The following is a 17,068-nucleotide window of genomic DNA, read 5'->3' as shown; positions in this document are numbered from 1 at the left end:
CTTCCTCTTTTCGCAGATCACCACCCGCCTTTGGAGGATCCATGGCTGATCTCAGCGCGGCCCATCTGGAGGCCTTCATCGAAATGATGGGGGTGGAGCGCGGGGCTGCCGACAACACGCTGACATCCTATGCACGCGATCTGGACGATGCATTCGCGTTCCTGCGCGACCACAACTCCTCGCTGACTACTGCGAGCGGCACGGATCTCGATGCCTATCTCTCCGACATTCACCGCCGCGGCTTTGCGCCAGCGTCCCAGGCACGACGGCTGTCGACGCTTCGGCAATTTTACGGGTTCCTCTATTCCGAAGGCGTCCGCACCGACGACCCGACGGCGAACCTCCAGTCCCCCGCGAAGTCCGTGAGCCTGCCGAAGACGATGTCGATGGCCGATGTGGACCGGTTGATCGAACAGGCGGAGACGGAAGCGGGTGAAGCGGGCCTCACGCCATTCGAGACCTGCCGGCGGTTGCGCCTCCTGGCGCTTCTGGAACTGCTGTACGCCACCGGCATGCGCGTGAGCGAGTTGGTCGCTCTGCCGGCGAGCGTCGTGGCGACGCGCAGCGACATGCTGGTGATCCGCGGCAAGGGCAAAAAGGAGCGCCTCGTGCCGCTGACAGGCCGGGCGCAGCGCGCAGCCGAGCGTTATCGGGCAGCCCTTCAAGCCACGCAGGTCGACGAAGCCCGAATCGGCGGCGCACCGGACGAGCGCTGGCTGTTTCCTGCCGATTCCGAGAGCGGCTATCTTGCGCGGCAGGTGTTCGCCCGCGACTTGAAGGCGCTTGCGGGCCGGGCCGGGCTCGATACCGCCCTCGTCTCGCCGCACGTGCTGCGGCACGCCTTTGCCAGCCATCTGCTTGCCAATGGCGCGGATCTTCGCGTCGTGCAGGAACTGCTCGGCCATGCCGACATCTCCACCACGCAGATCTACACCCACGTGCTGGAAGAGCGGCTGCACCGGCTTGTGCAGGACCACCACCCCCTTGCAAAGCGCGGAAAAAAACAGGAAGAGAACGCCTGAAAGCGCGGCCGTCAGCCGCGTGCCGCCTTACCGACACGATCTTCACGCAGGTGTCGGCCGTCGCCATCAGATAACCGACCGGGCCCATGCATAATTATCTCGAATTCGAAAAGCCGATCTCCGATCTCGAGGGCAAGATCCACGAGCTGAAGAAACTGGGCGAAGAGGACGAGAGTGTCGATACGGCCGATGAGATCGCACGGCTCGAGGCGCGCGCTCGCGATGCGATGGCCGACATCTACGCGAAGCTGACGCCATGGCAGAAGACGCAGGTCGCGCGTCATCCCGCCCGGCCGCATTTCCTCGATTACGCGAAAACGCTCTTCACCGAGTTCACGCCGCTTGCCGGTGACCGCAAGTTCTCCGAGGACGCGGCAATTCAGGCCGGCCTCGCCCGTTTTCGTGGTACGCCCGTCGCGCTGATCGGCCAGGAAAAGGGCCACGACACCAAATCCCGCATCCGGCACAATTTCGGCAGCGCCAAGCCTGAAGGCTACCGCAAGGCGATCCGCGTCATGGAAATGGCGGACCGTTTCGGCATGCCGATCGTGACGCTGATCGATACCGCAGGCGCCTATCCGGGCGTTGGTGCCGAAGAGCGCGGCCAGGCGGAAGCCATCGCGCGCTCCACCGAAATGTGCCTCAAGGTAAAGGTACCGATCATCTCGGTCATCATCGGCGAAGGCGGCTCGGGCGGCGCGATCGCGATCGCCACGGGCAACCGCGTCTATATGCTCGAGCACTCCATCTACAGCGTGATTTCGCCGGAAGGCGCGGCCTCGATCCTGTGGCGTGACTCGACCAAAGCCAAGGATGCCGCGACGAGCATGCGCATCACGGCCGAAGACCTGAAGGACCTCGGCATCATCGACGGAATCATTCCCGAGCCTGTCGGCGGCGCGCATCGCGAGCCGGCACAGGCGATGGCTGCTACTGGCAGCGTGATCGCGGATGCATTGCAAGATCTTTCGGCGCTTGACGGCGCCGCGTTGGTCAAGGATCGCCGCGAGAAATACCTGGCGATCGGCCGTCAGCAACACTGACGGCCCTACAGTTTCCGAACGTCCGGACGTCGCCTTTAGAAGACCGCTTCAGAGAACGGCAGTCGCTTCGATCTCGACCTTGGCCCGATCTTCGACGAGCGCCGTGACCTGCACCATCGTCATGGCCGGGAAATTGCGCCCCATGACGTCGCGATAGACGCGGCCGAGGTCCTTCAAGCCGGCGAGGTATTCCTGCTTGTCGGTGACGAACCAAGTAAGTCGCACGAGGTGTTCGGGACCGGCGCCACCTTCTTCCAGCACCGCGCGGATGTTCTTCAACGCCTGCTCGCACTGGCCCACGAAGTCGTCCGTTTCGAAGACCTGCTCGGCCGTCCAGCCGATCTGGCCGCCGACGAAGATCATCGTTCCCGTTGCCTTCATGCCATTCGCGTAGCCCTTGGCGGGCGCCCAACCTTCGGGGTGGAGTGTGGTCACGCTCATTCGTCTTCTTTCCGTCTTGTCGTTCAGTTTTCGGCGCGCAGCCTGAAGCGCTGAATCTTGCCGGTCTGGGTCTTCGGGAGTTCGTCCACGAAGCGGACGAGGCGGGGATATTTGTAAGGCGCAATGACCGCCTTCACGTGGTCCTGAAGGCGTCTGGCGGTCTCGGTTCCCGTTTCGACACCCTGTGTCACGACCACATAGGCGCAGACGACCGTGCCGCGCTCCTCGTCCGGCACGCCGATGACAGCGCATTCGGCGACATCGTCATGGGCGAGCAGCGCCGCTTCCACCTCGGGCCCGGCGATGTTGTAGCCGGCGGAGATGATCATGTCGTCGGAACGGGCGGCGAAATGAAAATAGCCTTCCTCGTCCTGGGTAAAGCTGTCGCCGGTGACATTCCAGCCGTCACGCACATAGTCGCGCTGGCGGGCGTCTGCGAGATAGCGGCAGCCCGTCGGGCCCTTGACCGCCAGCTTACCGACCGTGCCGCGCGGCACTTCCTGCATGGCCTCGTCGACCACAATCGCCGAATAGCCGGTGACCGGACGCCCGGTCGATCCCGCGCGCGCATCGTCGAAGCGGTTGGTGATGAAGATGTGCAGGAGTTCAGTCGATCCGATACCATCGAGCATCGGCTTGCCGGTCTTCTTCACCCACGCATCGAAAACCGGCGCCGGAAGCGTTTCGCCGGCCGATACCGCGGCACGGAGCGAGGATAGATCGGCGCCCTCTTCCATCGCCGCCAGCATGGCGCGATAGGCCGTCGGCGCGGTGAAGCACACGGTGGCGCGGTACTTCTGAATGATCTCGATCATGTTCGGCGGCGCTGCCTTTTCGAGCAGCGTCGCAGCCGCGCCGAAGCGCAGCGGGAACACGGCCAAGCCGCCAAGGCCGAAGGTGAAGGCAAGCGGCGGCGAGCCGACGAACACGTCGTCTGGCGTGACGTTCAGCACCTCGCGTGCATAGCCGTCCGCGACGATCAGGAGATCGCGGTGGAAATGCATCGTCGCCTTCGGCTCACCCGTCGTGCCGGAGGTAAATCCGAGCAGCGCCACGTCGTCGCGGCCGGTCTTCACCGCATCGAAGCGCACCGGCTTGTCGAGTGCCACGCGGTCTAGTTCCGCATCGAAATTGGCGGTGCCATCGAAGCCGACGACCTTCTCCAAAAACCTGCTGTCCTTGGCGCAGGCGACGAGTTCGTCCATCAGCCGCGTGTCGCAGAGCGCCAGAGAAATCTCCGCCTTGTCGACGATTTTCGCCAGCTCGCCGGCACGCAACATCGGCATCGTGTTGACCACGACGGCGCCGGCTTTCGTCGCAGCGAGCCAGCAGGCCACCATGGCAGGGTTGTTGGCAGAGCGGATCAGCACGCGGTTGCCGGGCTTGACGCCGTAATCCTCGGTCAGCGCATGCGCCAGGCGGTTCGTCCAGTCCGACAGCTCCTTGTAGGTGCGGCGGCGGCCATTGCCGATCAGCGCGACATTGTCGCCGAAGCCTTTTTCGACCAGCCGATCGGTGAGCTCGACGCCGGCATTCACATAATCCGGATAATCGAAGCCGGAGAGATCGATCTCAGGCCACTGATCGAAGGGGGGCAGGTTGTCGCGGGCGAAGGTGTCGATGTGGCCCGTCGGTCCCAGTTGCATGTCTCTCTCCCAAAAAACCTCGCGCCCAACCTCAGGCCATGACCTGTCTGGCGATGACGACCTTCTGCACATCCGATGCGCCCTCGTAGATCCTGAGCGCGCGGATCTCGCGGTAGAGGCTCTCGACGATCGAGCCCTTGCGCACTCCATCTCCTCCATGGATCTGCACGGCCTTGTCGATCACCGATTGCGCTCGGTCGGTCGCGTAGAGCTTCGCCATCGCCGCTTCGCGCGTGACCCTCGGCGCGCCCATGTCCTTGGTCCAGGCGGCGCGGTAGATGAGGAGCGCCGCCGCATCAACGTCGAGCGCCATGTCGGCGATGTGCCCCTGCACCATCTGCAAATCACCGAGCGGTGCTCCGAAGAGTTCGCGCTCGCGGGCGCGCTTCACCGTTTCGTCCAGCGCCCGGCGGGCAAAGCCAAGCGCCGCCGCGCCAACGGTCGAGCGGAAGACGTCGAGCACGGACATGGCAATCTTGAAGCCATCGCCCGGCTTGCCGATCAGGGCGGCGGCGGGGATGCGGCAATTCTCGAATTTCAGGCGGGCCAATGGATGCGGCGCGATGACGTCGATCCGCTCGGCGATGGTGAGACCCGGGGTATCGGCCGGCACAACGAAGGCCGAAATGCCCCTTGCGCCCGGTGCCTCGCCGGTGCGCGCAAAGACGCAATAGAGATCGGCGATGCCGCCATTCGAAATCCAGGTCTTCTCGCCGTCGAGCACATAGGCATCGCCATCGCGGCGCGCCGTCATGTCCATGTTCGCGACGTCCGAGCCGGACCTCGGCTCCGAAAGCGCGAAAGCCGAGATCGCGTCGCCCGCGCGGGTTTTCGAAAGCCAGGCCTTCTGCTCGGGCGTGCCGAACAGCGAGATCGCGCCGGTGCCGAGGCCCTGCATCGCGAAGGCGAAATCGGCAAGACCGTCGTGGCGCGCCAGCGTTTCGCGGATGATGGCGAGCGAACGCACGTCGAGCGGCTGATCGCTTTCCGGATCGATTGCAGAGTGGCGCAGGAACCCGGCGGCGCCGAGCGCCTTGACCAGCGCCTTGCAGGCGCCGTCTACATCGTGATGGTCGACTGGAAGATGCTTTTCGCACCACACTTCGAGTTCGGCTGCCAGCGCGCGATGCCGGTCCTCGAAGAACGGCCAGGAGAGGAAGGACTGGTCAGGCATGGTTTTCCTCCGCAACAGAACCCTCATCCGGCCCTTCGGGCCACCTTCTCCCCCGTGGGGAGAAGAGGGAATATGCGGTTGGCTCAGCCGTCCTCTTCTCCCCATTGGGGAGAAGGTGGCCGAGCGAAGCGAGGACGGATGAGGGGACGGTCGCCATCAATTGCCCTCGAACACGGGCTTCTGCTTTGCAACGAAGGCGTGGTAGGCGCGGTGGAAATCCTGCGTCTGCATGCAGATCGCCTGCGCCTGTGCTTCCGCTTCGATCGCCTGTTCCAGCCCCATCGACCATTCGTGGTTCAGCTGGGTCTTGGTGATCGAGTGGGCGAAATTCGGGCCTGCGGCGATGCGCGAGGCGATGTCCATCGCATCTTTCTCGAGATCGGCAGCGGCCACGAGGCGATTATAATATCCCCAGCGTTCGCCTTCGTCCGCGCTCATCGAACGGCCCGTATAGAGCAATTCGGCCGCGCGGCCCTGGCCGATCAGGCGGGGCAGCATGGCGCAGGCGCCCATGTCGCAACCGGCGAGCCCGACTTTCGTGAAGAGGAATGCGGTCTTCGCCTCGGGCGTCGCGATGCGAATATCGGACGCCATCGTAATGATCGCGCCGGCGCCGACGGCCACGCCATCGACTGCGGAAATGATCGGCTTGCCGCAGTTCAGCATCGCCTTGACCAGATCGCCGGTCATGCGGGTGAAGTTCAACAGGCCCTTCATGTCCATGCCCGTCAGCGGGCCGATGATGTCGTGCACGTCACCGCCGGAGCAGAAATTGCCGCCATTCGGGAGGAAGACGACGACGTCGATGTCGTCGGCATAGGTCAGCGCGCGGAAGGTGTCGCGCAATTCCGCGTAGCTTTCGAAGGTCAGCGGGTTCTTGCGCTCGGGGCGCGACAGGCGAATGCGTGCGATGGTGCCGTCCACCTCCCATTCGAAGTGCTGCGGCTTCAAATCCTTCATCGCGGTCATTCAGTCTCTCCCAATTTCGGTTCGGCGGCGCCCAGAAGCGCCATCAGCTGGCGGGCAGCATCCTCGTCCAGCCCGCCAAGCAATTCATCCACCCAGCCGCGGTGGACGCCGGCCATCGCGGCGAAATCTTCCTGGCCCTTTCGTGTGAGGCGCACGAGCATGGCGCGGCGGTCATTCTCGACGGAGACGCGCACGACGAGGCCATCCGCCACGAGCCGCTCGATGATCCCGGTCACATTGCCGTTCGAGACCATGAGCTCGGACGACAATTCGCTCATCTTCATGCCCTTTTCGGCACGATAAAGCGCGGCCAGCACATCGAAGCGCGGCAGGGTCGTGTTGTATTCCACCCGCAGGCGCTCGCGCAGAACGGCCTCAATCTGGCGCTGCGTCTTCAAGAGCTTCAGCCAGACCCGCAGGCGCTGGCGCGCCGCATCGGGCTTTGCGATTTCCAGAGGCTCCACGGCCTTGGCGGTTTCCTGATCACTCATATCTCGCCCCCCGAAATCGAGATCGCCTGCCCAGTGACCGAGCCGGCATCGGCGCCGCAAAGCCACGTCACGGCATCGGCAATCTCGCGCGGCTGGATGAAGCGGCCCATCGGGTTGTTGACGGTCAGCGCAGCCGCTGCCTCGTCACGCCCCTTGCCGGTCTTTTCCATGATGTTCTCGATCGAGCGCTCCAGAAGCGGCGTTTCGGTGAAGCCCGGGCAGATGGCGTTGACTGTCACGCCCGTCTTCGCCGTTTCGAGCGCCAGCGCCCGCGTCAGGCCGATGACGCCATGCTTGGCGGCGCAATAGTGCGAGACGTAAGGGTAGCCTTTGAGGCCCGCCGTCGACGCGATTGCGATCAGCCGCCCGAAGCGGGCATCGCGCATTGTCGGCAGCGCGTGCCGAAACGTCGTGAAGACGCCGGTGAGGTTCACCGCCAACATGCGGTTCCAGCCGTCGATGTCCATCTTGTGGAAGGGCACGCTGTCGGCCGCACCGGCATTGGCAACGACGATGGAGAGCGGGCCGCACTCCGCAGTCGCTCTCTCAAACGCATCTGCAATGGAGACTTCGTCGGTCACGTCACCTTCGACCGCGAAAATGCGCTCATGCGAGCCTGCCACATCCTCCAGCGCCGAAAGCCGACGGCCGAGAATGGTGACGGACGCGCCGCGGGCTGCCAGCGTCTCGGCGATCACGGCACCGACACCGGTGCCGCCACCGGTCACGAGCGCATGGCGCCCGGCGAGATCGAGGCCGCTCATCAGACAGCCGTCAGGTTTTCGCCGCGCTCCGACAGGCGGTAGAGCTGGTCGCGACCCGGCCAATAAGGAGCAGGCCAGGCCTCGTTGCGATCACCAAGACCAGCTGCCGCATGCAGCATCCAGTACGGATCGGCCAGGTGCGGTCGGGCAAGGCAAACGAGGTCGGCGCGGCCGGCCATCAGGATCGAGTTGACGTGGTCGGGCTCATAGATGTTGCCGACGGCCATGGTCGCCATGCCCGTTTCGTTGCGAATGCGGTCCGAGAACGGCGTCTGGAACATGCGGCCATAGACGGGCCGCGCACGCTTCGAGGTCTGACCTGCCGAAACGTCGCAGATATCGACGCCAGCTGCCTGCAGCATGCGGGCGATCTCAACCGCTTCGCCTGGGCCGACGCCCTCGCCTTCCACCCAGTCATTGGCGGAGATGCGCACGGAGATCGGCTTGTTCTGCGGCCAGACGGCACGCACCGCGTGGAAGATTTCCAGCGGGTATCGCATGCGATTTTCCAGGCTGCCGCCATACTCATCGGTGCGGCGGTTGGTCAAAGGCGTGATGAAGGCCGACAGCAGATAGCCATGCGCCATGTGGATTTCGAGCATGTCGAAGCCTGCGCGATCGGCCATCTCGGCAGACGCGACGAACTGGTCGCGCACCTTGTCCATGTCGGCGCGGTCCATTTCCTTCGGAGCCGCATTCTTGTCCGACCACGGCACGACGGAGGGTGCGAGAAGCTCCCAATTGCCCTCGCGCAGCGGCGCGTCCATTTCTTCCCAGCCGACCTGAGTCGAGCCCTTGGCGCCGGCATGGCCGATCTGAGCGCAGATCTTGGCATCCGTCTCGGCGTGCACGAAATCGACGATGCGCTTCCACGCAGCCTCGTGCTCGGGCTTGTAAAGCCCCGGGCAACCCGGCGTGATGCGGCCTTCGGGCGACACGCAGGTCATCTCGACATAGACCAGTCCCGCGCCGCCCTTGGCGCGTTCGCCATAATGCACGAGATGCCAGTCGGTCGGGGTGCCGTCGACGGCCTTGTATTGCGCCATGGGCGACACGACGACGCGGTTCTTGAGCGTCATGTCGCGCAGCTTGAAGGGCGCGAACATGGGGCGGCGGATCGGCGAGTTGCCGTTGACGCCCGCCTGCTTCTGGAACCAGCCTTCGGCACTTTCCAACCAATCCGCATCGCGCAGGCGCAGGTTCTCATGGCTGATGCGCTGCGACCGGGTGAGCAGGGAATAGTTGAACTGCACCGGATCGAGATCGAGATAGCGCTCCACATCTTCAAACCAGGCGAGCGAATTCTTCGCAGCCGACTGCAGGCGCAGAACTTCCAGCCGTCGCGCGTCCTCATATTTGGTGAAGGCCGCTTCGAGCGTCGGCTCGGAATGCAGATAATCAGCCATGGCGATCGCGCTTTCCAGCGCGAGTTTCGTACCCGAACCGATGGAGAAATGCGCGGACGCCGCCGCATCGCCCATAAGCGCGAGGTTTTCATACGACCAGCGTTCGCAGAGCACGCGCGGGAAATTGATCCAGGCCGAACCGCGGATGTGGTTGGCATTGGTCATCAGGCTGTGACCGCCGAGGTGGTCCTTGAAGATCTCCTCGCAGACCGCGATCGACTCCTGCTGGCTCATGTCGCCGAAGCCGAACTTGTCCCAGGTCTCCTGGCTGCATTCGACGATGAACGTCGCCGTGTCGGGGTCGAACTGGTAGGCATGGGCCCAGACCCAGCCATGTTGGGTCTTTTCGAAGATGAAGGTAAAGGCGTCGTCGAACTTCTGGTGCGTGCCGAGCCAGACGAACTTGCATTTGCGATTGTCGATGTCGGGCTTGAAGACATCTTCGAACGTCTTGCGGGCCTTGGAGTTCAGGCCGTCCGAGGCGATGACGAGGTCATATTCGGCCATGTAGCGGCGCACGTCGTCGATCTCGGTCTCGAAACGCAGTTCGACACCGAGTTCACGTGCCCGAGCCTGCAGGAGTTCCAGCAGTTTCTTGCGGCCGATGCCGCAGAAGCCGTGTCCGGTCGAAACCGTCTTGGTATCCTTGTAGACGACGGCGATGTCGTCCCAGTAGGCGAAGTGCTCGCGGATCGCTTCAGCGCTCTTGGCGTCGTTTGCCGCCAGATTGTCGAGCGTCTCGTCCGACAGGACGACGCCCCAGCCGAACGTATCGTTCGGACGGTTCCGCTCGATGACGACCACCTCGTGGGAAGGGTCGCGCAGCTTCATGCTGATTGCAAAATAGAGACCGGCCGGACCGCCACCAAGACATGCAACGCGCATCGCTTCACTCCCTCATGTTCGAGCAGGAGAGTGTCAGAGCGAGATGCTTTTTTCAAGCATGAAACTTCAAGCCTAAAGTTTCTGTTTCGGAGGGCTCGAAGGATGCCGTCGCCGCTCCATCGACCAGACATCCCCTTAGGGTGCAGCGACCGGCACGTTGTCGATCAGCCGCACGTCTCCCAACCACACCGCCGCCAGCAGGCGCGCCGGCCGAGCGATCGCGTTTACCGGCGACAGATCGTCCTCATGGCGCAGTTCGAGATACTCGAACCGTGCCTCCGGGATGGATTTCAGCCGCTCGGTTGCCGCACTCAGCGTCTCGGCGATCCCAGCCCCTGCGGCCAGTTGCCTCGCCGCTTCGTACAAGGCGGCCGGGATGGCGGTGGCATTCGCGCGCGCTGCTGGGGACAGCCGCTCGTTTCGCGACGACAGAGCCAATCCATCGGCGTCGCGCACGGTTGGGCAGCCGATGACCTCGATCGGAATGTCGAGGTCCCGCGCCATACGACGAACCACGTGCAGTTGTTGAAAGTCTTTCTCGCCGAAGAACGCCTTGTCGGCACCGGCCTGAAGGAAAAGCTTGGAGACCACCGTCGCGACCCCATCGAAATGACCCGCTCGTCCCGCGCCACAAAGGCCTTCTGAGACACCGGAGACGGACACCTTGGTCTGGAAGCCCGATGGGTACATTTCCGCAGCACTCGGCGCATAGAGCACGTGCGCGCCAAGGGGCTTAAGCTTTTCAGCGTCGCTCTCTTCCGTGCGTGGATAGGCGGCAAGGTCGGACGCATCGTTAAACTGCTTGGGATTGACGAAAAGCGTCACGATCACCCTGTCCGTTTCCGCGAGCGCTCGACGCACCAGGCTGAGATGGCCTTCGTGGAGCGCGCCCATGGTCGGCACCACGCCGACGGTGCAGCCCTCCCGGCGCCACGACCTGACCTCTTCGCGCAGTTCCACCACCGTCCTGATGATCTTCATGGCTCGCTCCCCTTTTCGCGATCGGCAGATGCCACAGATTTACGCGGATATCGACTGTCACTTCCAATCGGACGGAAGCTCGCCATGGCCTCTCATCCGAATTGATTTGCATGCTACCCATAACGCCGGCGGCCGGTTACGGTGCGGCAACTGAGGGGCCGGACCCGGGCGGGAAGCGGCGTCGATCACGTGAAGGAGGAGCACGTCATGTCCATGGTCTTTTATGGCTATTTCCGATCGTCGGCGGCCTATCGCTGCCGCATCGCCTTCAATTTGAAGGGCGTTAGCCCCGAAGCCCGGTACGTGCATCTTCGCAAGAATGGGGGCGAGCAGAAGATGCCGGCCTTTACGGCGCTCAACCCGCAAGGCCTCGTGCCGGCTCTTGAGATCGATGGCGCGGTGCTCACGCAATCGCTCGCCATCATCGAATGGCTGGAGGAAACACAAGGCGGGCCGGCACTTTTGCCGAGTGATCCACTGGAGCGCGCGGAGGTGCGCGCATTCGCGCAGGTGATCGCATGCGACACCCACCCGCTGCAGAATTTGCGCGTGCTCGATTACCTGAAGGGTCCGCTCGGGCTCAGCCAGGCGCAGGCGGACGACTGGTGCCGGGAATGGATCGGGCGCGGACTTTCGGCTTGCGAGTCTTTGCTCGAGCGCCGCGGTGTCGAAACGACCTTCTGTTTCGGCGAGGCACCCGGGCTTGCCGACATCTGCCTCGTTCCGCAAATGTTTTCGGCCGCCCGCTTCGGCGTCGATCTCACTGCCATGCCACGCCTCAGGGCGATCGAACGGGCCTGCAACGCGCTCGAGGCATTCGCCGATGCGCATCCCTCGCGTCAGCCCGACACCGAGGCTTGATCCATAAAAAATGCCGCGGCGCGAGCCACGGCATTTTCGTCTGATGAGAGCGGTGACAGATCAGGCCGCAGGCTGCTTCGTCTTGCGCAGATAGGGCAGCACGCGCTCGAACGAGCCGAAGCGCTTTTCGGCATCTTCGTCGGAAACACCGGCGGTGATGATGACATCCTCACCCTGCTTCCACTGCGCCGGCGTTGCCACCTGGTGCTTGGCCGTCAGTTGGATGGAATCGATCGCCCGCAGGATCTCATCGAAGTTGCGACCAGTCGTCATCGGATAGGTGAGGATCAGCTTCACCTTCTTGTCCGGGCCGACGACGAACACCGAGCGAACGGTGGCATTGTCGGCCGGTGTGCGGCCTTCGGAACTGTCGCCTGCTTCGGCCGGCAGCATGTCGTAAAGCTTCGCGACTTTCAGATCCTTGTCGCCGATGAGCGGGTACTCGACCGAATGGCCGGTCGCGATCTTGATGTCTTCCTTCCACTTTCCGTGGTTCTCGACGGGATCGACCGAAATGCCGATGATCTTGGCGTTGCGCTTGGCGAACTCATCCGCAAGCCCCGCCATGTAGCCAAGTTCCGTGGTGCAGACCGGCGTGAAGTTCTTCGGATGCGAAAAGAGAACTGCCCAACCGTCTCCGATCCACTCGTGGAAATTGATCGTCCCTTGCGTGGTTTCAGCGGTGAAGTCGGGCGCCGTGTCGTTGATGCGAAGACCCATAGCCGTCTCCCTTTCGATTGGGTTTAATCTATTGCCCTAAGATAATGATGCCGACCGCTCCTTGCGACCGGAAGGCGCTCCAAACTTGGCGGCGCACCTGATCAGGCGTTCCGGCATCGGCACCAATCTTGAAAAATCATTCCGCCGGTGATTTTGGCAGCGCGCGCAGATCCTGCGACCACGGCAATGCGGATCCGCACCAGATCTGCCTGGCTGGCGCAAGCATGGCACGTTGGGCAAACGTGCCTACCCTTAGTCCCAGCGGGCTCTCCTCATTGTCCGCATCTGCCGACCATAGCGGCGTACCGCATGTCGAACAGAACGCCTGCTCGCGTCGGTTGCCGCTTTCGGCAACCTTCACATAGCGCTGAGGCTGACCACGCAGCAGAGAGAAGTCAGCCCGCCGCGTCGATACCGAGATGCGGTAGGCTGTGCCCGTCAGCCGCTGGCAGTCGGTGCAGTGACAAATGGTGACACGATCGGGGTCGATCTCAGCCGTGAAAGCGATTGCTCCGCAATGACAGGCGCCGTCGACTTTCATCGCGCGTCTCCTCGATCAGGTGGCGAGCTTTTCTGCGATCAGCTTGGCCAGCCGTGCGGCCACCTCGTCCTTGTCCAGATCGGGCCAGGTGTCCGTTCCCTCGGGCGTCAGGATGTGGACCTGATTTCGCGCGCCGCCCATGACGCCGGTTCCATGCCCCACATTGTTCGCGACGATGAGGTCGGCACCTTTGCGCGCGAGCTTGGCGCGGCCGTTCTGTTCGACATCGTCCGTCTCCGCTGCGAAGCCCACCACCAGCTTAGGACGCTGCGCGTGGTGGCCGATGGTCTTCAGAATGTCCGGGTTTTCGACAAGCTGCAGCGCCGGCGGGGCGGCATTCGCCTGTTTCTTGATCTTGTGACCTTTGTCGGAAATCGTGCGCCAGTCGGCCACGGCCGCGACCATCACCGCGATATCGGCAGGCAAGGCTGCCTCGACGGCCGCCATCATCTCACGCGCCGTTTCGACATGCTTCGTCTCGACACCCGCCGGGTCGGGAAGCGTCACTGGACCCGAAACAAGCGTCACGGAGCAGCCGAGATGGGCAAGCGCGGCTGCGATCGCGTGGCCCTGCCGGCCGCTTGATCGGTTGGCGATATACCGCACGGGATCGATCGGTTCGTGGGTCGGTCCGGATGTAACGATCGCATGCCGGCCGGCAAGCGGCTTCGGCGCTTCGTCCAGCAACGCTTCGGCGGCAGCCACGATGGCCAGCGGCTCGCTCATGCGCCCGCGGCCCGCCTCGCCGCCTTCCGCCATCTCGCCGGTCTCCGGACCGACGAAGTGGATGCCGTCGCTTTTCAACTGCTCGACATTGCGCACTGTTGCCTTGTGGCTCCACATGGCGGGGTTCATGGCGGGAGCGAGCAGCACCTTGCGATGCGTCGCGAGCAGGACGGTCGAGGCGAGGTCGTTCGCCAATCCGGCCGCCATCTTCGCCATCAGGTCCGCCGTCGCAGGCGCAACGACGATCAGATCGCACTCGCGCGCGAGCCGAATGTGGCCCACATCCTGCTCGTCTTCGCGCGAGAAGAGTTCGGTGAAGACCTTGTCCGCCGCCAGCGCACCGACGGCCAGCGGCGTGATGAACTCGCAGGCGCCCGCTGTCATGATTGGTCGAACGGCAGCGCCGCGCTCGCGCAGCCGGCGGATCAGGTCGAGGCTTTTATAAGCCGCAATACCGCCACCGATGATGAGAAGAATGCGCTTGCCGTTCAACGCCATAGCTACCCGTCCGCTTCAATCCGCCGAAAGCGCGGACCGAAGGTCGGTATGCCCGAAATCATCGCCCTTGAACAGAAGCGGCAGGTTTCGAGCGCAGAACCGTCGATGATGAGGCTCATTGCTCTTCAATGTACGCCCAGAGCGCATCAGACTCCGCCTTTTGGTCGAAGTCCGCTCGCGGACGGACGCCAAGTGCGAGAAGGTCCTCGACCCTCGGCTTCTTTCGCCGGCGCTCTCCGCGAACGGATTCAATCAAGATCCGCCACGCTTCTTCTTCCATGGACACGCCGTGGGCAGCCGCGCGTTCGCGCAGCGCCTGCTTCGTCTCCTCATCCAGCTTGCGTACGGTGATTGTCGGCATACTCTAGCCTCTGCAATCGAGATTACCGCGCGTCGCTTGATGCAAGCAATGCTAGCACGATCAGCCGATCTGGAACGCGATCCAGACCAGTGTCGCCGCGATGATCCAGAGTGCGACGCGTCCGCTTCGGCTGTGACGGGCCTCCGACCGACCGATTGCTTCCGCCGTTTCGGCATCGAACCGCAGTCCGTTTTCGGCCATGGCATCGATTTCCCGCGTCAGCCGCTCGGTGCGCGCTGCGATCTCGGGCGCCTGCTCGGCCAGCTTGAAGGCGGCGCGCAGTCCGTCACGCGCGTCGCTGACGAGGCGGGCCGGGCCCAGATTGCCGCGGATCCATTCGCCGACGACCGGTTCGGCAGCGCGCCACATGTTGAAGCGGGGGTTCAGCGTGCGCGACACGCCCTCCACCACGACCATGGTCTTTTGCAGCATGACGAGTTCAGGCCGCGTCTGCATGTCGAAAAGCTCGGTGACCTCGAACAGAAGCGTCAGCAGCCGCGCCATGGAAATCGTTTCGGCCGACTGGCCATGGATCGGCTCGCCGATCGCCCGAATGGCCTGGGCAAAGCTCGCCACGTCATGGTTGCGGCCCACATAACCCGCTTCGAAATGCACCTCGGCGACGCGCATATAGTCGCGCGTGATGAAGCCAAAGAGAATTTCGGCCAGGAACCGTCGTTCCTTCTTTCCCAACCTGCCGACGATGCCAAGATCGACCGCGACGATCGTGCCATCGGCCTGCACGAACAGATTGCCCTGGTGCATGTCGGCGTGGAAGAAACCGTCCCTCAGCGTGTGCCGCAGGAACGACTGGATCAGAACGTCGGCCAGGTGATCGAGATCGTGGCCGGCCTCGCGCAAGGCGTCCACCTGGGACATCTTGATGCCGTCGATCCACTCCATCGTGATGACGTCGCGGCCGGTGCGTTCCCAATCCACCTTCGGAACACGAAAACCGGGATCGCTGGCCGTATTCTCGCCGAGTTCTGAAAGCGCTGCCGCCTCCAGCCGCAGATCCATCTCGATGCGGGTCGTCTGCTCCAGGATGCGGGTGACTTCGATCGGCCGCAGCCGCCGCGTGAGGGGCACGTGGCGTTCCAGCAATTCGGATACGAAGTAGAAGGTCGCAAGATCGCGCCGGAAGCGACCGCGAACGCCTGGGCGGGCAACCTTGACGGCAACCTTGTGCTCGACCCCGTCCTTGATGACGTAGGCCGGATGGACTTGCGCAATCGAGGCAGCTGCGATCGGCGGTTCAATCCGCATATAAGCATCGCTGATCGGGCGCCCGATCGACAGGGAAACGCTCTCCATCGCCTGTTCGAGCGGAAAGGTCTCCATCCGATCCTGCAGAAGCGCCAGATCGGCGGCAATATCGGCGCCCACGACATCGGGTCGGGTCGCCAGGAACTGGCCGAGCTTGACGTAGGATGGGCCGAGCCGCGCGACTGCCCGCGCCAGCCGGTCGCTGCGGCTCGCTTCCTTGGCCTTGGACCGAGCCAGGTAGCGGGAAAAGCCGTGCAGCGTGCGCATTAGCGGCGGCAGATCGTCCGCTGGCAGGGCCGCGATCACGCCTTCGCGCACGAACACCCAGCCGACCCGGACCAGTTGCAGATAGGACATGAAATTGCCCATGCGGCTCAAAGCTTCCAGCCGGAATGCAGAGCCGCGATGCCGCCCGAATAATCGGTCCACTTGACCCTGTCGAAGCCCGCCTGCTCGATCATGCGCGCAAATTCACCCTGGCGCGGGAATTTTCGGATGGATTCGACGAGATATCTGTACGGCTCGCCATCGCCTGCAATCGCCTTGCCGAGCGCGGGGATGCCATTGAAGGACCAGGCGTCATAGACCTTGTCGAGGATCGGCATCTGGACCTCGGAAAATTCCAGCACGAGCAGCCTGCCGCCACGCTTCAGGACGCGGTGCGCCTCCTTGAGCGCCTTGGCGATGTCGGGAACGTTGCGAATGCCGAAAGCGATCGTATAGGCATCAAATTCAGCATCGCCGAACGGCAATTCTTCCGCATTGGCCTCGACGAAATCGACGTTCTCGGACAGGTTTCGCTTCTCGGCACGCTCTTGACCGACTCCCAGCATCGATCCGTTGATATCGAGCACGGTCGCATGCGCCTGGCGGTGCGAGGCATCGACGATGCGAAAGGCGATATCGCCCGTACCACCTGCCACATCGAGCACCTTGAAGCCTGGGTGCCGGGGCGGATTGAGCGCCGTCACCATCGCGTCCTTCCAGACACGGTGCAGGCCGGCCGACATCACATCGTTCATAATGTCGTAGCGTCGGGCCACCTGATGGAAAACGGCATCGACCATGCCCTGTTTCTCGCCACTTCCCACGGATTTGAAACCGAAGGAGGTATCCATGCCGCCTTGGGCAGTCGCGCGCTCATCGGACATGCAGTGTCTCAATCCTTGTTGCCATCGGCTTTGCCGCACTCGTCGCGAGGTCTTATATGGGCAATCATTCTGAAATCAAAAGCTTCGGCGCAGCTTCGCCGCGAAGCTCATCGGGAAAGCGC

General features: G+C 63.3%; 17 protein-coding genes. 3 read left to right on the top strand and 14 right to left on the bottom strand.

The window, feature by feature from the left end:
- The first annotated feature begins 41 nt into the window (after positions 1-41).
- Entirely contained in the window at positions 42-1,022 is a 981-nt protein-coding gene (locus QQL76_RS18545) for a site-specific tyrosine recombinase XerD (protein ID WP_499208889.1), read from the top strand.
- A gap of 86 nt (positions 1,023-1,108) precedes the next feature.
- Positions 1,109-2,065, top strand: a complete 957-nt coding sequence (locus QQL76_RS18540; RefSeq protein ID WP_404862984.1) for an acetyl-CoA carboxylase carboxyltransferase subunit alpha — start codon at positions 1,109-1,111, stop codon at positions 2,063-2,065.
- A gap of 48 nt (positions 2,066-2,113) precedes the next feature.
- Here QQL76_RS18540 and QQL76_RS18535 read toward each other — a convergent pair whose 3' ends face one another.
- The 8 genes from QQL76_RS18535 to panC form a co-directional block, all read right to left on the bottom strand.
- Positions 2,114-2,506, bottom strand: a complete 393-nt coding sequence (locus QQL76_RS18535; protein WP_499208888.1) for a RidA family protein — start codon at positions 2,504-2,506, stop codon at positions 2,114-2,116.
- 23 nt (positions 2,507-2,529) lie between these two features.
- Positions 2,530-4,152: an acyl-CoA synthetase family protein gene (locus tag QQL76_RS18530; protein WP_499208887.1), complete on the bottom strand. Its 1,623-nt coding sequence runs from the start codon at positions 4,150-4,152 to the stop codon at positions 2,530-2,532.
- Positions 4,153-4,183: 31 nt separating this feature from the next.
- Positions 4,184-5,326 carry an acyl-CoA dehydrogenase family protein gene (locus QQL76_RS18525; protein ID WP_499208886.1) on the bottom strand — a complete coding sequence of 381 codons (1,143 nt, stop codon included), beginning with the start codon at positions 5,324-5,326 and terminating at the stop codon, positions 4,184-4,186.
- A 156-nt stretch (positions 5,327-5,482) separates the two neighbouring features.
- On the bottom strand, positions 5,483-6,295 hold the full coding sequence (locus QQL76_RS18520) for an enoyl-CoA hydratase family protein (RefSeq protein ID WP_126012471.1): 813 nt from the start codon (positions 6,293-6,295) through the stop codon (positions 5,483-5,485).
- Positions 6,292-6,786, bottom strand: a complete 495-nt coding sequence (locus tag QQL76_RS18515; protein ID WP_499208885.1) for a MarR family winged helix-turn-helix transcriptional regulator — start codon at positions 6,784-6,786, stop codon at positions 6,292-6,294. The genes QQL76_RS18520 and QQL76_RS18515 overlap by 4 nt, the downstream gene beginning before the upstream one ends.
- A complete protein-coding gene (locus QQL76_RS18510; RefSeq protein WP_499208884.1) occupies positions 6,783-7,550 on the bottom strand; it encodes an SDR family NAD(P)-dependent oxidoreductase in 768 nt (255 codons plus the stop codon). The genes QQL76_RS18515 and QQL76_RS18510 overlap by 4 nt, the downstream gene beginning before the upstream one ends.
- Entirely contained in the window at positions 7,550-9,841 is a 2,292-nt protein-coding gene (locus QQL76_RS18505; RefSeq protein ID WP_499208883.1) for an oxidoreductase, read from the bottom strand. Before QQL76_RS18505 ends, QQL76_RS18510 begins: the two co-directional genes overlap by 1 nt.
- Before the next feature lie 135 nt (positions 9,842-9,976).
- Positions 9,977-10,822: a 4-phosphopantoate--beta-alanine ligase gene (panC, locus tag QQL76_RS18500; protein ID WP_499208882.1), complete on the bottom strand. Its 846-nt coding sequence runs from the start codon at positions 10,820-10,822 to the stop codon at positions 9,977-9,979.
- A gap of 213 nt (positions 10,823-11,035) precedes the next feature.
- Here panC and maiA point away from each other — a divergent pair, with 213 nt between their 5' ends.
- Positions 11,036-11,683: a maleylacetoacetate isomerase gene (maiA, locus tag QQL76_RS18495; protein WP_499208981.1), complete on the top strand. Its 648-nt coding sequence runs from the start codon at positions 11,036-11,038 to the stop codon at positions 11,681-11,683.
- A 60-nt stretch (positions 11,684-11,743) separates the two neighbouring features.
- Here the strand turns inward: maiA and QQL76_RS18490 are convergent, their stop codons facing one another.
- The 6 genes from QQL76_RS18490 to ubiE form a co-directional block, all read right to left on the bottom strand.
- Positions 11,744-12,403, bottom strand: a complete 660-nt coding sequence (locus tag QQL76_RS18490) for a peroxiredoxin (protein ID WP_126012485.1) — start codon at positions 12,401-12,403, stop codon at positions 11,744-11,746.
- Positions 12,404-12,539: 136 nt separating this feature from the next.
- Positions 12,540-12,944 (bottom strand): GFA family protein, encoded by a 405-nt coding sequence (locus QQL76_RS18485; RefSeq protein ID WP_499208881.1) that lies wholly within the window; start codon positions 12,942-12,944, stop codon positions 12,540-12,542.
- Between the two features lie 15 nt (positions 12,945-12,959).
- The gene (gene coaBC / locus QQL76_RS18480; RefSeq protein WP_499208880.1) at positions 12,960-14,168 is read right to left on the bottom strand and encodes a bifunctional phosphopantothenoylcysteine decarboxylase/phosphopantothenate--cysteine ligase CoaBC; all 1,209 of its coding nucleotides are present in this window, start codon (positions 14,166-14,168) and stop codon (positions 12,960-12,962) included.
- Positions 14,169-14,283: 115 nt separating this feature from the next.
- Positions 14,284-14,529, bottom strand: coding sequence for a FitA-like ribbon-helix-helix domain-containing protein (locus tag QQL76_RS18475; RefSeq protein ID WP_499208879.1), 246 nt, complete (start codon positions 14,527-14,529; stop codon positions 14,284-14,286).
- A gap of 60 nt (positions 14,530-14,589) precedes the next feature.
- Entirely contained in the window at positions 14,590-16,164 is a 1,575-nt protein-coding gene (gene ubiB / locus QQL76_RS18470; RefSeq protein ID WP_499208878.1) for a 2-polyprenylphenol 6-hydroxylase, read from the bottom strand.
- 5 nt (positions 16,165-16,169) lie between these two features.
- On the bottom strand, positions 16,170-16,946 hold the full coding sequence (ubiE, locus tag QQL76_RS18465) for a class I SAM-dependent methyltransferase (protein ID WP_499208877.1): 777 nt from the start codon (positions 16,944-16,946) through the stop codon (positions 16,170-16,172).
- Between the last annotated feature and the right edge of the window lie 122 nt (positions 16,947-17,068).

The sequence above is a fragment of the Rhizobium albus genome (assembly GCA_030160035.1).
Lineage (GTDB): Bacteria > Pseudomonadota > Alphaproteobacteria > Rhizobiales > Rhizobiaceae > Georhizobium > Georhizobium albus.
This window is presented reverse-complemented; position numbering and strand designations above follow the sequence as displayed.